The 14,955-nt window shown below is 64.2% G+C and carries 14 protein-coding genes; 2 read left to right on the forward strand and 12 right to left on the reverse strand.

The window, feature by feature from the left end; all coding sequences use genetic code 11:
• Nucleotides 1-35: 35 nt before the first annotated feature.
• Nucleotides 36-482 (forward strand): hypothetical protein, encoded by a 447-nt coding sequence (locus LC490_RS00570; RefSeq protein WP_223618880.1) that lies wholly within the window; start codon nucleotides 36-38, stop codon nucleotides 480-482.
• A 784-nt stretch (nucleotides 483-1,266) separates the two neighbouring features.
• Here the strand turns inward: LC490_RS00570 and LC490_RS00575 are convergent.
• From LC490_RS00575 to LC490_RS00610, 8 genes are read right to left on the reverse strand one after another with little or no spacing between them, the layout of a single operon-like run.
• The gene (locus LC490_RS00575; protein WP_223618881.1) at nucleotides 1,267-1,707 is read right to left on the reverse strand and encodes a hypothetical protein; all 441 of its coding nucleotides are present in this window, start codon (nucleotides 1,705-1,707) and stop codon (nucleotides 1,267-1,269) included.
• Between the two features lie 2 nt (nucleotides 1,708-1,709).
• Nucleotides 1,710-3,923, reverse strand: a complete 2,214-nt coding sequence (locus tag LC490_RS00580) for a phage tail protein (protein WP_223618882.1) — start codon at nucleotides 3,921-3,923, stop codon at nucleotides 1,710-1,712.
• Nucleotides 3,913-4,131 (reverse strand): hypothetical protein, encoded by a 219-nt coding sequence (locus LC490_RS00585; protein ID WP_223618883.1) that lies wholly within the window; start codon nucleotides 4,129-4,131, stop codon nucleotides 3,913-3,915. Before LC490_RS00585 ends, LC490_RS00580 begins: the two co-directional genes overlap by 11 nt.
• Entirely contained in the window at nucleotides 4,128-4,364 is a 237-nt protein-coding gene (locus LC490_RS00590; protein WP_223618884.1) for a hypothetical protein, read from the reverse strand. Before LC490_RS00590 ends, LC490_RS00585 begins: the two co-directional genes overlap by 4 nt.
• A gap of 15 nt (nucleotides 4,365-4,379) precedes the next feature.
• Complete coding sequence (locus LC490_RS00595) at nucleotides 4,380-5,195, reverse strand: phage BR0599 family protein (protein ID WP_223618885.1); 816 nt, start codon at nucleotides 5,193-5,195, stop codon at nucleotides 4,380-4,382.
• Nucleotides 5,192-6,892 (reverse strand): hypothetical protein, encoded by a 1,701-nt coding sequence (locus LC490_RS00600; protein ID WP_223618886.1) that lies wholly within the window; start codon nucleotides 6,890-6,892, stop codon nucleotides 5,192-5,194. Before LC490_RS00600 ends, LC490_RS00595 begins: the two co-directional genes overlap by 4 nt.
• Before the next feature lie 14 nt (nucleotides 6,893-6,906).
• Entirely contained in the window at nucleotides 6,907-7,842 is a 936-nt protein-coding gene (locus tag LC490_RS00605) for a hypothetical protein (RefSeq protein WP_223618887.1), read from the reverse strand.
• The gene (locus tag LC490_RS00610; protein WP_223618888.1) at nucleotides 7,842-9,419 is read right to left on the reverse strand and encodes a hypothetical protein; all 1,578 of its coding nucleotides are present in this window, start codon (nucleotides 9,417-9,419) and stop codon (nucleotides 7,842-7,844) included. The genes LC490_RS00605 and LC490_RS00610 overlap by 1 nt, the downstream gene beginning before the upstream one ends.
• Nucleotides 9,420-9,585: 166 nt before the next feature.
• Here LC490_RS00610 and LC490_RS00615 point away from each other — a divergent pair, with 166 nt between their 5' ends.
• Nucleotides 9,586-10,512 (forward strand): hypothetical protein, encoded by a 927-nt coding sequence (locus LC490_RS00615; protein ID WP_223618889.1) that lies wholly within the window; start codon nucleotides 9,586-9,588, stop codon nucleotides 10,510-10,512.
• Here LC490_RS00615 and LC490_RS00620 read toward each other — a convergent pair.
• The 4 genes from LC490_RS00620 to LC490_RS00635 all read right to left on the reverse strand — a co-directional run bounded on the left by LC490_RS00620 (nucleotide 10,509) and on the right by LC490_RS00635 (nucleotide 14,904).
• Nucleotides 10,509-13,772, reverse strand: coding sequence for a tape measure protein (locus tag LC490_RS00620; RefSeq protein ID WP_223618890.1), 3,264 nt, complete (start codon nucleotides 13,770-13,772; stop codon nucleotides 10,509-10,511). The two genes, LC490_RS00615 and LC490_RS00620, sit on opposite strands and share 4 nt — an antisense overlap.
• A gap of 67 nt (nucleotides 13,773-13,839) precedes the next feature.
• Nucleotides 13,840-14,229: a hypothetical protein gene (locus LC490_RS00625; protein WP_223618891.1), complete on the reverse strand. Its 390-nt coding sequence runs from the start codon at nucleotides 14,227-14,229 to the stop codon at nucleotides 13,840-13,842.
• Nucleotides 14,226-14,645: a glycoside hydrolase family 104 protein gene (locus tag LC490_RS00630; RefSeq protein ID WP_223618892.1), complete on the reverse strand. Its 420-nt coding sequence runs from the start codon at nucleotides 14,643-14,645 to the stop codon at nucleotides 14,226-14,228. Before LC490_RS00630 ends, LC490_RS00625 begins: the two co-directional genes overlap by 4 nt.
• A 37-nt stretch (nucleotides 14,646-14,682) precedes the next feature.
• The gene (locus LC490_RS00635) at nucleotides 14,683-14,904 is read right to left on the reverse strand and encodes a hypothetical protein (protein ID WP_223618893.1); all 222 of its coding nucleotides are present in this window, start codon (nucleotides 14,902-14,904) and stop codon (nucleotides 14,683-14,685) included.
• Nucleotides 14,905-14,955: the final 51 nt, after the last annotated feature.

The following is a 14,955-nucleotide window of genomic DNA, read 5'->3' on the forward strand; positions in this document are numbered from 1 at the left end:
CTGCGAGGAAGATCCCATTTGGAATGGAGGCCAATATGAGCTTGCAAATGAAGTTTCTCAATGCAGCGATTTCGATCAGCCTTTTTTGTTGCTCTTTTGTCCTAACGACTCCAACCGCCATTGCAGGCAGGGGCATGCCTCCAGAGGAGGTTACCTTGCTGCACCTGAAACCAGACCCGAACGCCGTCTCACTGACAGCCGAGCTGGAGGGCAAGCTACAGGTTCGCAATGGCTGCGTTTATCTGATCTCGAAGAAAAGCAAAGTTCCTGTACTCACGATCTGGCCGCCGACCTATCGCTTGCTCAGCCCAAAAGGCGTGGTGACTGGCGTGACCGACACACTGACGGGGCAATCATTGAAATTCGGTGTTAACGCAGTATTTGGTGGCGGGGAGACTAAGGCCGCGCTGACAAACGTGCTCGAAGCCCCAGCACCTGCTGCTTGCAGCGGGAAAATCGCTTACGTGGAGTTCTCTGACTGATACATAGAGATGCTGCCAAATGGAAATTGCGCACAAAGACGCCTTAAGGAAGACCATTGACGCGTGGAACAAGAACGAAGGAGGCTCAGGAGTGTCGTGCACAACCACCGACGGTGCTTGCTAGTTTTCATCCTCTCATCCGTGTGTTGGGTAACTGCCTGCGTCCACCAGCCAAGCTCTGAAGCATTCAGCGCCTGTGTGGCAGGGACCCAATGCACTCTGAAAGGAAAGCTCAATTTACAGTCTGGCGCTCCAGCATGGGCCGCGCTTCTCGAAGCTGGAGACTCATGCGCGAAGTTGGCTCTGCCGGACGACTTCTATTCCGATGCCAGTAAGTGGAACGGCAAACGAGTAGAAGTTTCCGGCAGGGCATTCCGGCAGCCATCAACCGATACCGACGATGGCTTCATTACTTGGTACACAGAGAAGGAACGAAAGCTAGCCGTCGGCATGTGCGATGGCGGGATGGGGATATACGTTGAATCAATCAAGTCCCGTTCCGGACAACGATGGCCTGTCTCTGTAAATTGAGAAGGCTAATGAAGCCGCGTCCGGTTGGCGTGAGACTTGGTCGGGCATTGCTTGGATAGGTAATACCTGCCGAAGACAGGTGATCATTACCCACCTGATAGAAAGGGCCTCGGAAGGAGGCCCTTTCTGTTAAGTGAACTGCGCTATTACCGCAGGGCGACTTCTTCGCAATCCCCGGAGGCACCCTGGCGGGCATCTGTGCATACCGGCGGCAGCACGACGTTTGGTATCCCGCTCGGATCAAACGTCGATCCTAATCGACGAAGAATCCGATTCCGTCGAGCGAAAGCCAGCCGATGGTGCCTGTGGTTGGTTGAGCGACGGCCACATCGCCATTGCTCCTCACGTCAATGCGCGCGTTTGACGGCGCATCGCAAACGGCTACAAAGATTTGTTGTGCGGGCGGCCGAAATCCAGCCGGCAACGTGCAAACGACGCTGCCACCAGCGCCGCCTTTGACCAGTCCTCGTAGCTGGACGCGATTAGCATCCTTACGATAGGTAGCCGTTGCGAACGCATCCCCATAGTTGGTCCAAGGCGCGTTGAGCACCGGTGCCTGCCATGCGCCCTTGCGCAGATCCACGATGACCGCCGCCGTGCTGCGCCGGGTCTGTCCGCCTTGGACCAGCGGAATGATTTCATCGCCGGTCAGCGCAGTCGCCGCCGGCAACTGCGAGAGTTTCAGATTCGCCATGGTTACTCGATAAGTAAGTAGTCGCCCGCCTCCGAGACCAACTCGTCGCCGGTCTCGGTGCGCAGCAGTCCGTTCTTGAAGTCGAAGGTGTGCGTTGCCTTCTGCCAGCTCGTCAGGCCCTCGCGGGTCGAACCGACCTCAGCCCGCAGCCGGTAGACACCCTTCAACGCGGCGGTGTGGCTGGTACCCGCAATCGCGGCCGGGGTTTCCAGCACGCTGCCGGCGATGTCATCCAGCAACCGCAGCACATACGCTGTGCCGGCCTCGGGGCCGATCGCCCCTTGCCCGTGATCGACCAGTTGGTCGGCTTGCAGGCGTCGGTCACGGTGCGCCCAGGCCACGACCAGGTCGCCTTCGATCGCCGCCGGGTAGCGCTGCCCGTTGAGCTTCAGATCACCCGGCGGATACGGCCGCGCTTGCCGCTGGGCCAGCTTGATCGCGTCCACGGGCGCGAGCGCTGGGTCCAGCAGCGCGCTCGACGTGCGCGTCAGTAATTTGGCCTGCACGGTTTCGCCGACGCTGTAGTCGGTCGGATCGTTTGCCGCGAAGTCATCGAAGAACCAGATGCGCGCTCCGATCGCGTGCGGCACCGGCACCGTGTCCGCGCAGCCGCGCGCGAACGTCGCGGCCTGCGCCTGCGGATCGATGACGACCACGCGCACGATCTCATCCTCGATCAATGCAGCCGTACCGGCCGTGATCTGATCCAGGCCACGCCCCGACGAGAGTTGCACCGCTACTGTCGTCGCAACCATCGCATCCGCCAACACGGCGGTCGGGCACCAATCCCCGACGCCGGCCTCGGTGAACTCGCCGCTGCCGACGCGGGTGGTCAGTACGTAGTTCAACGCGAGCCCCGTTGCCTGCTCGGCGACGGCCAGGACGGCCCCGGCATCGGCGGGCACGGCGGCCAGCGCTGCTGCGTTGAGCGTGGTCGCCAGATCGCGGTAGCTGGCCTCGATCAACCGACGGTTGGGTGGCGGCTGCGGGTTGCGATCCGGGGGCGTCCACACCGGTGGCTGCGGCTCCAGGTAGGCCGTCGCTGGTAGCCCGAACACGTCCTGAACCGCCGCGACGGTAATCGCGCCCTCCGCCAGCTTTCCGTCATCGAACGTGCCGACCCGTAGGACCAGGCTGTCGAGACCACGAAATGGGTCGCGTATGCGGAACACACTGCCCGGCGCCAGCACGCTGCCGCGGCGGTCGAACCGCAGCTTCAGCCGCTTCAATCCGGAACAGGCGATGGTTAGGTCGCGCATGCCGACGCGGCTCGCCAGTTCGGCGGTCGGCAGCCCTTTGTATTCGGTGTTGCTCGACGCGACGCCACCCGTGGCCTGGATGCCGGCCAAGTCCTCAACCCGGATCTGCCGCTCTTCGTCCTTGATCGGGTCGTACCAGGTCACGATCAATTGGTTGATCGCGCCGTCCTGAGCCGCGCCCTCGTCCTCCTCGATTGCCAGCAGGCCCGACTCGTAGTCGAACGTCGGCAGGTCCTCGATGCGGTAGTCGTCTCGGAGTAGCTTTAGCGTGAGCCGGCCGGTGGAGCGGTCGGTGTACTGCGCCGCGCCAATATGGTCGATGACGACCTGCATGAATTCGCTGATGGACGACTGGCGGTTCCAGCGCAGGCACAGTCCAAAGCCCTCGGCATGCAGGGCGTCCGCCGCGCGCCGATAGCTGGCTTCATCCAGGACCCCGCGGTCTAGGCCACGACCCCAATCGCGATTCGTCAGGCACTCGACCAGAATGTGGGCCGGGTTCATGGCCCGGATGGCGTTGTTCGCCAGCCAGATCACCGCCTTCTCGGGATACCACGGTGCACCATCCCACCCCGCCAGCGCGCGCCGGGCCCGCATCTTCCAGGGCTTGGGGTACGGGTTGTTGGCCGCGATCTGGCCGTCAAAATACTGGGTCGTCACGTTGCGAAATGCCGGCGTAGGCACGCCATGCAGCGCGCCCAGCGCAGGCAGCACGGCCTGGGTGGCTTCGCCCATCAGGACATCCAGCCAGCCCTTGATGCCCCCCTCGCCCTTGTCGCCACCGAACAGGTCGGGCTTGTTAATGAAGATGCGGCCGGTCTTGGTGATCGAGCCCTTCCAGGCCTCGCGGTCGCCGACCTGGATTTCGACCAGCTCATCGATCGGCCCGCGGGACAGGCCCATGTGCAAGCCGAACAGATAGCGGTGCCCCACCGTCTGCTTCTTGCTACTGCCCACGCACCGCCTCCGCGCGCGCAAAGGCGACCAGGTGCAGGCCCAGCGCGTCGCCTGTCGCCTCGATGGCATCGGCCTCGATGCCGTGACGCACGAACGCGCTCCAATCCAGTCCGTAATAAGCGAACCATTCGCGTCCGCCTTGGGCGCAATAGCCCGGCCGCGCGCCGAAGCCGGGCGCCCGGCGGAGGTGATCCAGGGTGACGATCACTTCTTGCCGCCCTTTTGCTTGATCGGCTGGGTGCGGTACTGACCCACGCCGAGCACCATCCAGTCGCTGGTCCACACGTCCCCGAAGATCACCGCCTGCGGCGTGCCCTCGGTGCTCTGTGGAAACTGGAAGTCGCCGAACGCCGCCGGCTTGGCCTGCGGCGGTTTCGGCCGTGCGGCCGCCGAGACGAAATAGCTGATGACCCAGATCGCGAGCTGGACCCAAATGTTCATATGTCGATCCAGTGGTCAGAAAAGCGGGGTGCCATCGAACGGCGATTTGCCGGGCAGACCCGGTGCACCGCCGTAGTTCGGGGCGTTGTTGAACTTGCTGTGGCAGATTGCCATCGACCGGCCGCAGCCGGGATAGGCGATGACGGCCTGGCCGACGCGCAGGCCATCGCCGGCGCCGAGCAGCACGAGCCGCTCGCCGACATGGGTGCGGATGCCGCGCCGCTCCAAGCCGGCCTCGCCCAAGTCCCAAGCCAGGAACCCGCCCGCGAACCACCCATCGGGGTATTGGCCGAAGACGCCAGCGGTTACGACGTTGCCGGCGAGCGTCGTAAGTAACGCTGGAACGCGGAACGCCTCCTGGTTGACACCGCAATTGCGGTCGTACAGCGAGTAGGGACAGCCGCGCGTCCAGGCCAGCCGCAAGCCAGGCTGACCCAAGGCGGCGTCGAGTGATTGGCATCGCACCTGGGTGCTTTCGAGCGATGTGCGATTGACGCCGGCAATGCGGCCCATCCAGACCACCGGCGCGTCGCCATCGCCTTCGTGCACATCGCGCACCACGACCGCGACTTCAGACGACGGCGGCAAACCGCGATAGAGCCGCGCCACCGCGAAGTCACCCGGGGCAGTGAGCGTGAGCGTGTCGCTCGCGGTATGCCCAGACTGGCGGATGCCATCGTCGTGGATCGCGATTGCACCGTAGACCTGCGTATCGAGAATGACGTCGCGGTCGCCGCCGGTAAAACGCCAGCGTTGGGCGCCGCGCACGAACTCGTATAGCCGCCGCGGGTTCCCCGCGGCAGTCGATCGTTCCAGTTGTTCGAAGCTCATGCGGGCGCGGGAGTGTCGGTATCGGGGTCGCGCACAGCGCGCAGGACGATGGATGCGTCGGCGGTGCCGTCACTATCGGTGTGGTGTTCGATCTCGGCCTCGTCGCTGTCGCCGCGGCTCAGGACCAAGAAACTCATGCGTTGCACGTCGCGCGGTCGCACGTCGACGCCGAGCGCGGCATCGATCGTCAGTCGCTCGATCTCATCGTCCAGGGCCACGGCTGCGGTGATCCGCCGATGGATCGCTTGGCCGTCGCGCAGTTCGATCCGCAGGTCTCGACGGCCCGGTCGCAGGCCAGCGAACCGAGCCAGCCCGACGTTGGCCACGTCCAGCGCCGTGGCGGTGCCGGCCAAGTTGGCGACCAGGGCCAGGTCGTCGGCGTGGGTGGGGCGCCAAACTGCGCATTGGCGTCCACGCAGCGTGTACAGCCACGACCGGGCGGTCGCCCGCTCTGCCCGGCCATGCATCCGCCAGTGATGGGTTTGAGTCGGCGCGGCCCAATCGGCGGGGTCCAACACGAACGGCCGCCCGAACTCATTGTCCAGGGTCAGCAACGCACGCTGCCAACCATTCGACAATCGCTCGGATTCATCTGGGCGCTGCGCCAGCACCGGATGACCTCGGTACATCGGCGCATCGGGGATTTGCGGCCACTCACACGCTTCGACCACGTCGAAGCGGGCGCTCACCGACGCGACTTGATCCGTCAGTCGTGTGACCTTGGGCGGTTCGGCCAGCCGCGCGGTGCGCACTGGATACAACCGGGTTCCGCGCGGCCAGGCCTTCGTTGTCGGATGGCGCAACGTGATCGAGGCAGTACCGATCGTCTCGACTTCAGCCACTTCGACTTCAAATGCGGTTTTTCCGCGCAGCTGCACCAGGCCGCCTATGCGGAAATCGCGTTGGCTCGGGTCGCATGCTATGACCCGGACCCCGAGTGCATGGTCGTCTGCCAGCCACTGAACATCGGGCCAGATGGGCAAGGCCCATGTGCGCCCGCCCCAACCGAACACAGCCAGGTCGAGCAACACCCGCTCGCGCCCGTCCACGATCAGCGTCGCTTCGAACGATCGTCGCGGCGCAGAGCGCAGGCCGCGCCGCTGTTCGACCTGCGTCGGGCTGGTCAGAACGTCGGTCTTCCACGCCAGCCGCTCCAGGACGCCGCGAGACCAATCCGGCGTGAACGCCCAGGCGACGATTCGCTGGCCAGTGATGACAACGGCGATGCTGTCGAAGCCGTCGAACTGGAACGCTAGGGTGGCCGCGATGACTGGTGGCCCTTCGGTGCCTACCGCGATCTGCCAGGTCCGCTCGGACAACGGCGCGAACGGTAGAGGCGTTGCGCCCGGCGCAGTGAGGACAATGCCCTCGCCGCCCGCCAGCACGGCATCGGTCAAGGTCAGCGCGCTGGCGCGGTGCGCATTCCAAACGCGCACGGCGCGTTGCTGCACGCTGCTGACGTTGCCCAGGTTTAGTACCCGCGGCTCGACGTGGATGCGGTCGAAAAAATCGTCTCCGAACATCGACTGAGGCACACCGCGACGCCGGTCGGCGACATGAGCGGGCACCTCGACGGTGCGTCGGCCCGAAGTCGGCTCAGCGCCGAGCGCGCCCGACGCTCGGCCATCCCAGAACGGTGGCGATTGAAAATAATCGCCCTGACCACTGAAGGTCAGCGGCCACAGGCCATGCCACATAGAGCGAGCTCGTCCTAGTCGGTAATGCGGTAGGCGTAACCGTAGACGCCACTGTTCGGGGTGCCTAGCGGGCCGTTCTTGCGGTGGACGGGAAACACCTTCCAGCGATCGCTGCCCAGCGGTAACTCTTCACCGGGCGCATAGCTGTCCAGACGGATGAAGCGAACATCCGCCGGATGGCCGATATCCGAGAACAGGCCGGCGCCACGCGGCACCGCGCACCACAGCGGCTGGCCCGGTGCGCGACCGGTCAGTGCGCTGTGGCCCATGTCCTTCAACAGATTGATCGGGGCGGCTCGGCCGCGCCAGCCGCACAGCAGGCGTCGCGCATCCGTTTCCGAATCGGAAACGGCATGCCAGCGCGGGGCGACGCCGTCGTAGTCGGCGCGCACCCGTGTCACCGGCGAGTTGTAGTTGTACCAGGTGTCATCGAACGCGACTGCATGGCGATGGTCGTCCGGATTTCCGATGTATGTGGCGTCGTAGTACCACTGGCTACCGTAGACGTACTGCCCGCTGGCGACAGCGCCCGCGCTGATGAGGCGGCCGGTTCCGAAGTGCTTGAACGTGCCGGCCTGGGTCTCAAGCACAACGTGCAGGTAGGGCTGAGGCGCGGTGCGACCGAAGAAGTGAACCGCGCTGTACGGACCCTGCGCGTAATTCGTCCAGGCCGGCAGGCTGGCCTCGTTCTGCACATCGGCGTTTGCATTCGCAGCAAAGCCGGTATGACCGAACGCGCCAATGAACGGAGGCGGCCGATTGCCGTCGCCACCGGTGAGTTCGGTCAGGAACGTGGCGTAAAGAGTGCCGGTGTGCAGGCTAAGCGCTTTGCCTGCCTTCCCCGTCCGATCGCGCAACCCGTCTATCACCCAGCCGTTTCCTTGGGCGAACAGGCGCAGCTTATCGAGCAGTTCGTTCGGATCGTTGGCCGCAGAGGTCGCATACGCCATTAGTCCAGCCTCATGGCGAAGTAGTTGTCGGGCGAAATGCGGAAGGCGTTTTGGAACGCCATCCAAGCGGCGCCGTTGTGATCAATGCGCGACTCAGATGCGGTGCTGAACCCCGTCGTCCAACCGCAACCGTCAAACTCGCCCAGCGAATGGCGTGGATTGGAACTCCCAAGAATGAGCGGCAAGACGGGCGAGGTGCCATCGAGATTCTCGCGAAGGGTGGGCCGGTCCCCCGAGGTCGACATCGCGCTCGGATAGACCTTGCCCGGCGTCTCGGTGTCGCCGTAGTCGTTTGCGCCGGAAGCGTAGCGATTCGCGTGCGATCGCCAGACGTTGTCCGGATAGTTCACGACCAATCCATAGCGACCGGGATCGAAGAAGCAGCGGAAGTTAGCGTCGGTCGCATCGGGCGTCAGCGCTTCCGAGGAGCCGCAGGCACCGATGGCGAGCGGATATTCGTGGATCGACGGCGGCTCGTAAGCGTTGATGAAGCCCAGGTAGGCGCTCACGTACACCGTACCGACGCGCGCCACAATCACCACGCGTTGGCCGTTGATGGCAAGCCAGTAGGCGAACGGGCCGTTGCGCAGCGGCAGTCCGCGCACCCCGCTGACGTTGGTCTGCGTCCGCACGCCGCGCAGCAGGTTGTGCGAGCGGAACCCGTACCAATTCAGGTTGTATGCGGCCCGCGCGGCGTCCTCGTACAGTTCGGCGCCGATGAAGATCGCCTTCTGCCCATCCAGCCCCGGCGCCTTGACAATCCATTGCGCCCGGTCTTCGAGTTCGAAGTCGGCGTTCAGATCGGTGTGGAAACTGACATCGTTGATGTCGAGGGGGTCTCCGCCAGCCGTCGCGTTGATCAGGACGCGCCAGAACCGCGCAGCCGTAGGCGATCCCGAGATCGGATACGTGCGTCGCATCTTCGCCGTCGGCCAGACCTGGCCACTCCAAGCCTGCACCCGCGACCAGGCAGCCCCATCATCGGAGTGCTGCAGTTCGAAGGCGCCCGGACCGCGCGCGCCGCTGTCGCCGATGCCCAACGTGATCGCCCTGACCGCGGCCGGGCCGATCATCTCGATACTGGCGTGCGCCGGCAGACCGGCGACAGGCAAACTGCCCCAGGTGTCAGTTCGGTTGTCGAACACCGAGGCCGGGCTGGTTAGGTTCGTGGTGCGAGCGCTCGCGTTGCGGCAGCCGTAGCGGCGGACCAACGTCCACGGCGGTGAGGTATTCAGGGTAAAGCGGTCGCCGGCAACGAACGGGGCCGATCCCGCGTTGATGCGGAATCGCAGCCGCTCGGACTCAAACGGCTGCCCGCCCTGAGCGATACCCAGATCGCCCGTGATCGCGCCGACTACTTGGAAACGCTCGGCATCGAGCGCGGTCAGGATGAAGCCCTCGGCGACACTGGCGCTGCCGCCTCGGTACCCGCCGATGGCGCCGTCCGGTCCGGTCAGCGTACCGTTGCCGGCGCCAGCATAGAGCAGGCCCCAGGCATGTCCTTCGCCGCAGAGCGCGGACTCCAGACGGCCAAGAAGATCATAGTAATCGGAGGAAACACCGGAACGAATAGTCATAGGCGTGGAACGCGAGCCCGGCCTTTTGAGCATATGCGCGCGTAAGTAGGGTTTTGGTTCAAGACCCGGACCAGGTACGTCCCGGGCCGGAGCAAAATGGCCGGTCCTGTTGCTTGGGCTCGTTAGTGAATCATGAGCTTTGAACGTCCAGAGGACAGGGGAATGTATGCGCTGCTTTTCATTGGCTCTTGTCGCACTGGTTCTGGCCGCGATACCGTCCATCTCCGCGGCCCAACTTTTTGGATACAAGTATCAGCTTCCGCTGGCCACGCTGGGCGGAAAAAGGATCTGCGGGCAAGCTGAGTGCATCCCGTTTTCCCGAAAGGATGGCCGAACCTTCCACTTCACCAGAGCCCCCTACCCGATCAGCAGTAGCGTCTCGGGCGGCCCGAAAGGCGCAGCCGCACGGCTGATCGGGTATGTTCGTCGTGACGACGATCGCACGGGCGACACGCCTTACCAGTGCGGGCCAGTACATCCATTTAGTGATAGCGACATCGAGCTACGGAATGGCAACGGCCTCGCGACTAAATACAGCCATAGCGATAAGTTGCAATTCGACGTTAAAGCCAAAGTCGATGCTGATATCGCATCCATGAAGGCTCTTGGGCTCCCGACACCACAGCTATCGATCGAGGACGCGCACGCCAGGCTAACGACAGCGTACTCGGGTCTGATTGGAAAGAAGGTCGAGTTTACTGGCAGGTACTATGTCTATGGCCTCACCGAGGCGGCCTACAGAAACATTCGAGATCGCGGCATGGCTGGTGGTAGTACGACTTGCCACAAGTATCTGCGAAATCCGTTCTACGACCATACTGGCAGAGCAGTGGAGAAGCTACTGATTACTGATGTCGGCCTAGTTGAATACAGCTCGAAGCTTTCGAATACTAGTGCAACCGAAGCCATCGCTGATCTGGCCGCCGGTCTCAGAGCCTCGGGCGTTCCGTTCGATGTCACAGCGTCAGTTAGACGCACGTTGGATGAATCGCTAGATATGAGCCTAGACACTGCTTACAGCGCGATCGCCGTTACACATCTGCCCGGTTGGCAGTCCAAAATCGAGCCCCAATATGGCCCAGCTCAAGACTAACTAATGTCCTGACGAACTGTCGGAGCGTTGGCTCGGATCGTGGACAAGATGACTTGTCGACCAGCCTGCGTCCCCATCACGTTGACGATCTCCCGCGGGTCCAAATAGAGGACATTCGTGATCTGCGAGGACCGGACCTCGGGCGCGCTGGCTACTGATCGCTCCGAGACAGGCCGATGCGCGGACACAGGCACGGTCGGGGCCGGCGTAACGAAGCCACCGCCCGCAAACCCGCGCAGCCCATCGAGCGCAGCCATGCCGACGCGGTTGAAACGCTCCAAGAACGAGCGCGCTCCTGGTTGGCGGACCACCTCGCGGCGATGCACAAACTCGCCGCGATGCACGACGCCGGCCGGCGCGTATTTCGGGCCGATGCCGGTAAAGCCGCCTACAGCAAACCCAGTCGCGGACTTCGTTGCATTGGCGACCAACAGCGTCGCGGCAGCCGTTTGCATCGCGACCGCCGCATCCTTCACCACCTTGCCCGCCACGCCTAACGCGACCGATGCGCCCGTGATCGGCAGCGCATAGGCCGCACCGGCCTGGCCGGCTTGCACCGGATCGGGCTGCGCCAGATCCGGAGTGCCTTTACCCCCGGCCGCCTTGCCGAGCATCGACACCAACTTCGCCGTCGCGAACGCCGCCAGCTGCTGCGACGCCAACTGCGCCATGGAGCGCGCCATATCCTGAACCAGGCCGGTCAACGCCTGCCGCAGGGTCAACGTGCCCGTGGCCAGTCCTTCCAGGGCATTGCTCAAACCGCTCTCGAAGCCGTTGGTCAACGTGACCACAAGCTCGTTGGACTGCACGTTGAGCGCGGCCACCTGCGCGGTCAGGTCTTTGACCCGCTCGATGGACTCGGGCGCACCGGTCTTGGCCGCAACCGCCTCCAACGTCGGAAGCAGCTGGCCAACTTCGGCCGCGGTTCGGGCATGCAGGTCGATCAGTTCCCGACGCGCCCCAATCTCGGTCAACAACCCGGCCTGTTGCCGTGCCTGGATCGACTGCTCTTGCCGGGACTCCTCGCCGAATACGCGTTCGACTTGCCCCTGCAGATCCTCCAGTTCGACCTTCGCGACCTCGGTATCGATCCGTAGCCGTATCTTCAGCGCATCGGCGGTATTGCCCTTGGCCTGTAGATCGGCGAGCGCCTGCTTGTACTCCAGATCCAGTTCTCTTCGGCGAGCCGCTGAGCCGTCGCCGCGGTTGCGCATCAGCGCGATGTCGGCTTCCTCGACGATGCGGTCAAGCGCTCCGTCGTCTTTAGCCGCCTTCGCCGCGGCCGCTTCCTGCGCCTTCCTGTCGGCCGCCTGCTTGCGTTCGTCGGCCTTGCGTTGGCGCTCAGCCTCGCGCATGGCCTTGGTCTGCGCTCGGCCGGCGTCGGCCGTTGCCTTCGCCGCTTCACGCTCGCGGACTTGGACATCGATGGCCTGACGCATCGCCGCGGTCAGCTGCGACGCGTCCTTGACGCCCGCCGCCTTGACCGCCTGGTATTCGAGCGCGGCGCGCAAGCCCTTCTCGCGTTCGATGCGCTCGACCTTGAGCGATTCGTTCTGGGTGTTGAGCGCCTTCGTGAAGTCGGTCGCATCCTTGGTGACCTGGACGCGGGTTCGCCCACCGGTCGCTTGCGCCTGGCGTAAGTCGCCGACCGAGCTCCTGACTTGATCGAGTGCCGTTTGCGTGGTGGTCAGCTGCGCCTGGACCCTCTTGATCTCGGCGTCCACATCTTTGCCGAAGAGGAAGCGCGTGCTGCTCTGACCCGGACTGTCATGGATGCCGCCATAGAAGGGACCCAAGGGCTGTTTAAGCACCTGGAGACTTTCAAGCTCCTTCTGCAATTGCTGGCGCTGCTCGATCAGCCGCTTACCTAGATCGACGCCGGTGTCCAGGTCCTGCTGCTCGCGAAAGCGCTGAGCGGCTTTAATCGTGGACTCGAACTCGGCCTTCGCCGCCGCGGCATTTGCGCTGGCCGACGCGAAGGCGCTGGCCAGCAGGGTGACGCCCGTGATCGCAAGACCCAGCGGTCCACCCATGAGCGTCAGCACCGACGACAAGCCCCGAATGGCGACCGCCTTCGCTCCCGCGGCTGCCGTCGCGGCCTGTGTGGCTGCCGCGGTTCGGGTCTGCGCCGCAGCCAAACCCGCCTCGGCGGCAGCGACCCGCCCCGCCCCCATGCCAGCCGTAGCCAGTGCACGTGCACGCGCCAGTTCGGCCTGCGCCGCTGCCTCTGCCGCGCGGGCCTGCGCCAATTCCTCCTGCGCCAATTGCCGCGTTTGGCGCATGCCCGTGACCTTGGCCGCACCGGCCATCGTCAGCGTCGCAATGAGCCGGCCCAGCGCGGCGATAGCGACGACACCCACCACGTTCGCCAGACCGTCGAAGTTTTGGGACAAGCCCTGGATCGCACCGGCGACGGCGGTGGATACGCCCATGGTCCGGTCTTGTTGCCCGACGAAGCGCGTAAACGCGTTGTCGAGCTGGACGAGGCTGCGCTCGATGGTGAGGGGCAGCTGCGAGAACTCAGCGGCGATCTTCTTCGCCTGCTCACCGGAGAAGGCGATTCGCAGCTGCTCACTGGTCAGCTTGCCGGCTTCCGCCAGGGCTTTGAGTTCACCAACGGTGACGCCCATGCTCTTCGCGAGTGCCTGCATCAGGCGCGGGCCGGCGTCATTAATCGAGTTGAACTCGTCGCCGCTCAGCCGGCCGGCGGCGAAGGCCTGACTCAGCTGGACAATGACCGATGAGGTTTCCGCCGCCGTGGCACCGGAGACCGCCAGCGCCTTGTTGATCGTCTCGGTCAGGCCCAGCACTTCGCGCTGCGTTCCGCCTTGATCCTTGAGCGCGCTGGTCAGGCGACCGAACAGCGTGGCGGTGGAATCCAGCGCAGTCGAGGTGCGCTGGGAGATCGCGAAGACCGCGTCCTCGGCCAGATTGAACGCAGCCTGCGAAGTGGTGGCCAGCTTGATCTTGGCTGACAGGTTGGCGTAGCCATCGGCCGCGCGCACCAAGCCGCCCATGGCATCGCCGACGCTTTGCAGACCCACGAATGCCAGCAGCTGCGTCTTCGCTAGCGCCAGCTGTTCGCCGATCGCCTTTACGCTGTTGCGGGTGTGATCGAAGCCTTGGCCGGCCCGGCGACCTGCGCTCTGCGCTTCGTTACCAAAGACGCGGGCGCGCACGCCCGCTTGCTCCAGTGCCTGATTCAATTGTGCGGCGTTGGCCCGGATCAGCAGCGTGATCGTGGTGTCGCGGTTCGCCATGAATCAGTGCTGCTCTGCCGCCGCCGGTGGTTTAGGTCCCCAGCCGCACAGTCGGCGACCGGTGTCGTTATGGGCCAGGATTTGGCGTGCCGTCAGATCCGTTAGCTGATCCTGTCGGGACACCAGGATCGGTCGTGTCCAAGCGCAACCCGTGGTCGCTTCCGTCACGGGACCATTCGTCGTACAAGCGGTCAGCAGCGGAATCAGGCACAGCGCTCGCCACCGGCTCCAGAACGCCGGTCGGAAGATGCAAAACATCGGTTTCTACCTCAGCTCGAGTTTCAGAGTCGGCGCGCTCGCGCTCGGCGATGCGTACCTGTCGCTCGCTCTCGGCGATGCGCCCAGCGGTGTCGGCCTGCTCACCCTTCCGGCCTTTCCAGCGACCCCAGCCGAACGCTGCCAGCACTGCGGCGATCGCGGTCAGCACCGTGGTGGCCCAAACTTTCAATGCGATCATGCGACTTGGCCTCCCGCCTTCTGGTACACGGCGAGCAAGGCTTCCAGCGGCACTTCGCGCTGGCCGTAGCCGGCGTCGGGCAACGAGGCCCAAATTTTGCGCGACTTGCGAATGGCGCTGCTGATCCAGCCCTTCTTGATGTCGGCCAGCGCGCCGGTTTCGCGCAGCAGTTCGATCGCGGCGCGATCCTGCGACGCCGGGCCGAAATCGGGCAGCCGCAGCCGGTTACGCAAGCTGTTCCAGGTTTTCCACAGGAACTGATAGCGGCCTGCCGCCGTGGAGTTGATTCGGTATTTAGGCAGCCAGACCAGCTTGCGCGGATGCTCGGTGTAGCCGGTGAACGTCTTGCCGCCCACCAGGACGTCGTAGCCGCCGTGCGAACTGAAGCGTTCAACCCCTTCCGCATGGGCGATCATGTCCAGGAAGGCGATGACGTTCTGCCCGCCGGCTTGCTCAGCGGAGAGTCGTGCCATCGGGCCCCCGCTGCTGGAACAGGCGGCCGATCAGGCCCAGGATCAACAGGCCCGCGGTCACGCTGGCCGCGATTCGGTCGGGCACGTGCACGCGTAGATCCTCGGGCAGATTCAGCCAGACGCCTTGCAGGGCGATGGCGAGCGTCATGGCTTGCACGCTCACGAAGCGCCAGGCTTGGCGCCAGTTCTCGATCAGTTTCATGGGGGTCTCCGAAGTTGTTGGATGAAGGCGGTGACATCGCGACCGCCGGCA

Origin of the sequence: Lysobacter sp. ESA13C, assembly GCF_019970005.1 — a bacterium.
GTDB classification, from domain to species: domain Bacteria; phylum Pseudomonadota; class Gammaproteobacteria; order Xanthomonadales; family Xanthomonadaceae; genus Lysobacter; species Lysobacter antibioticus_B.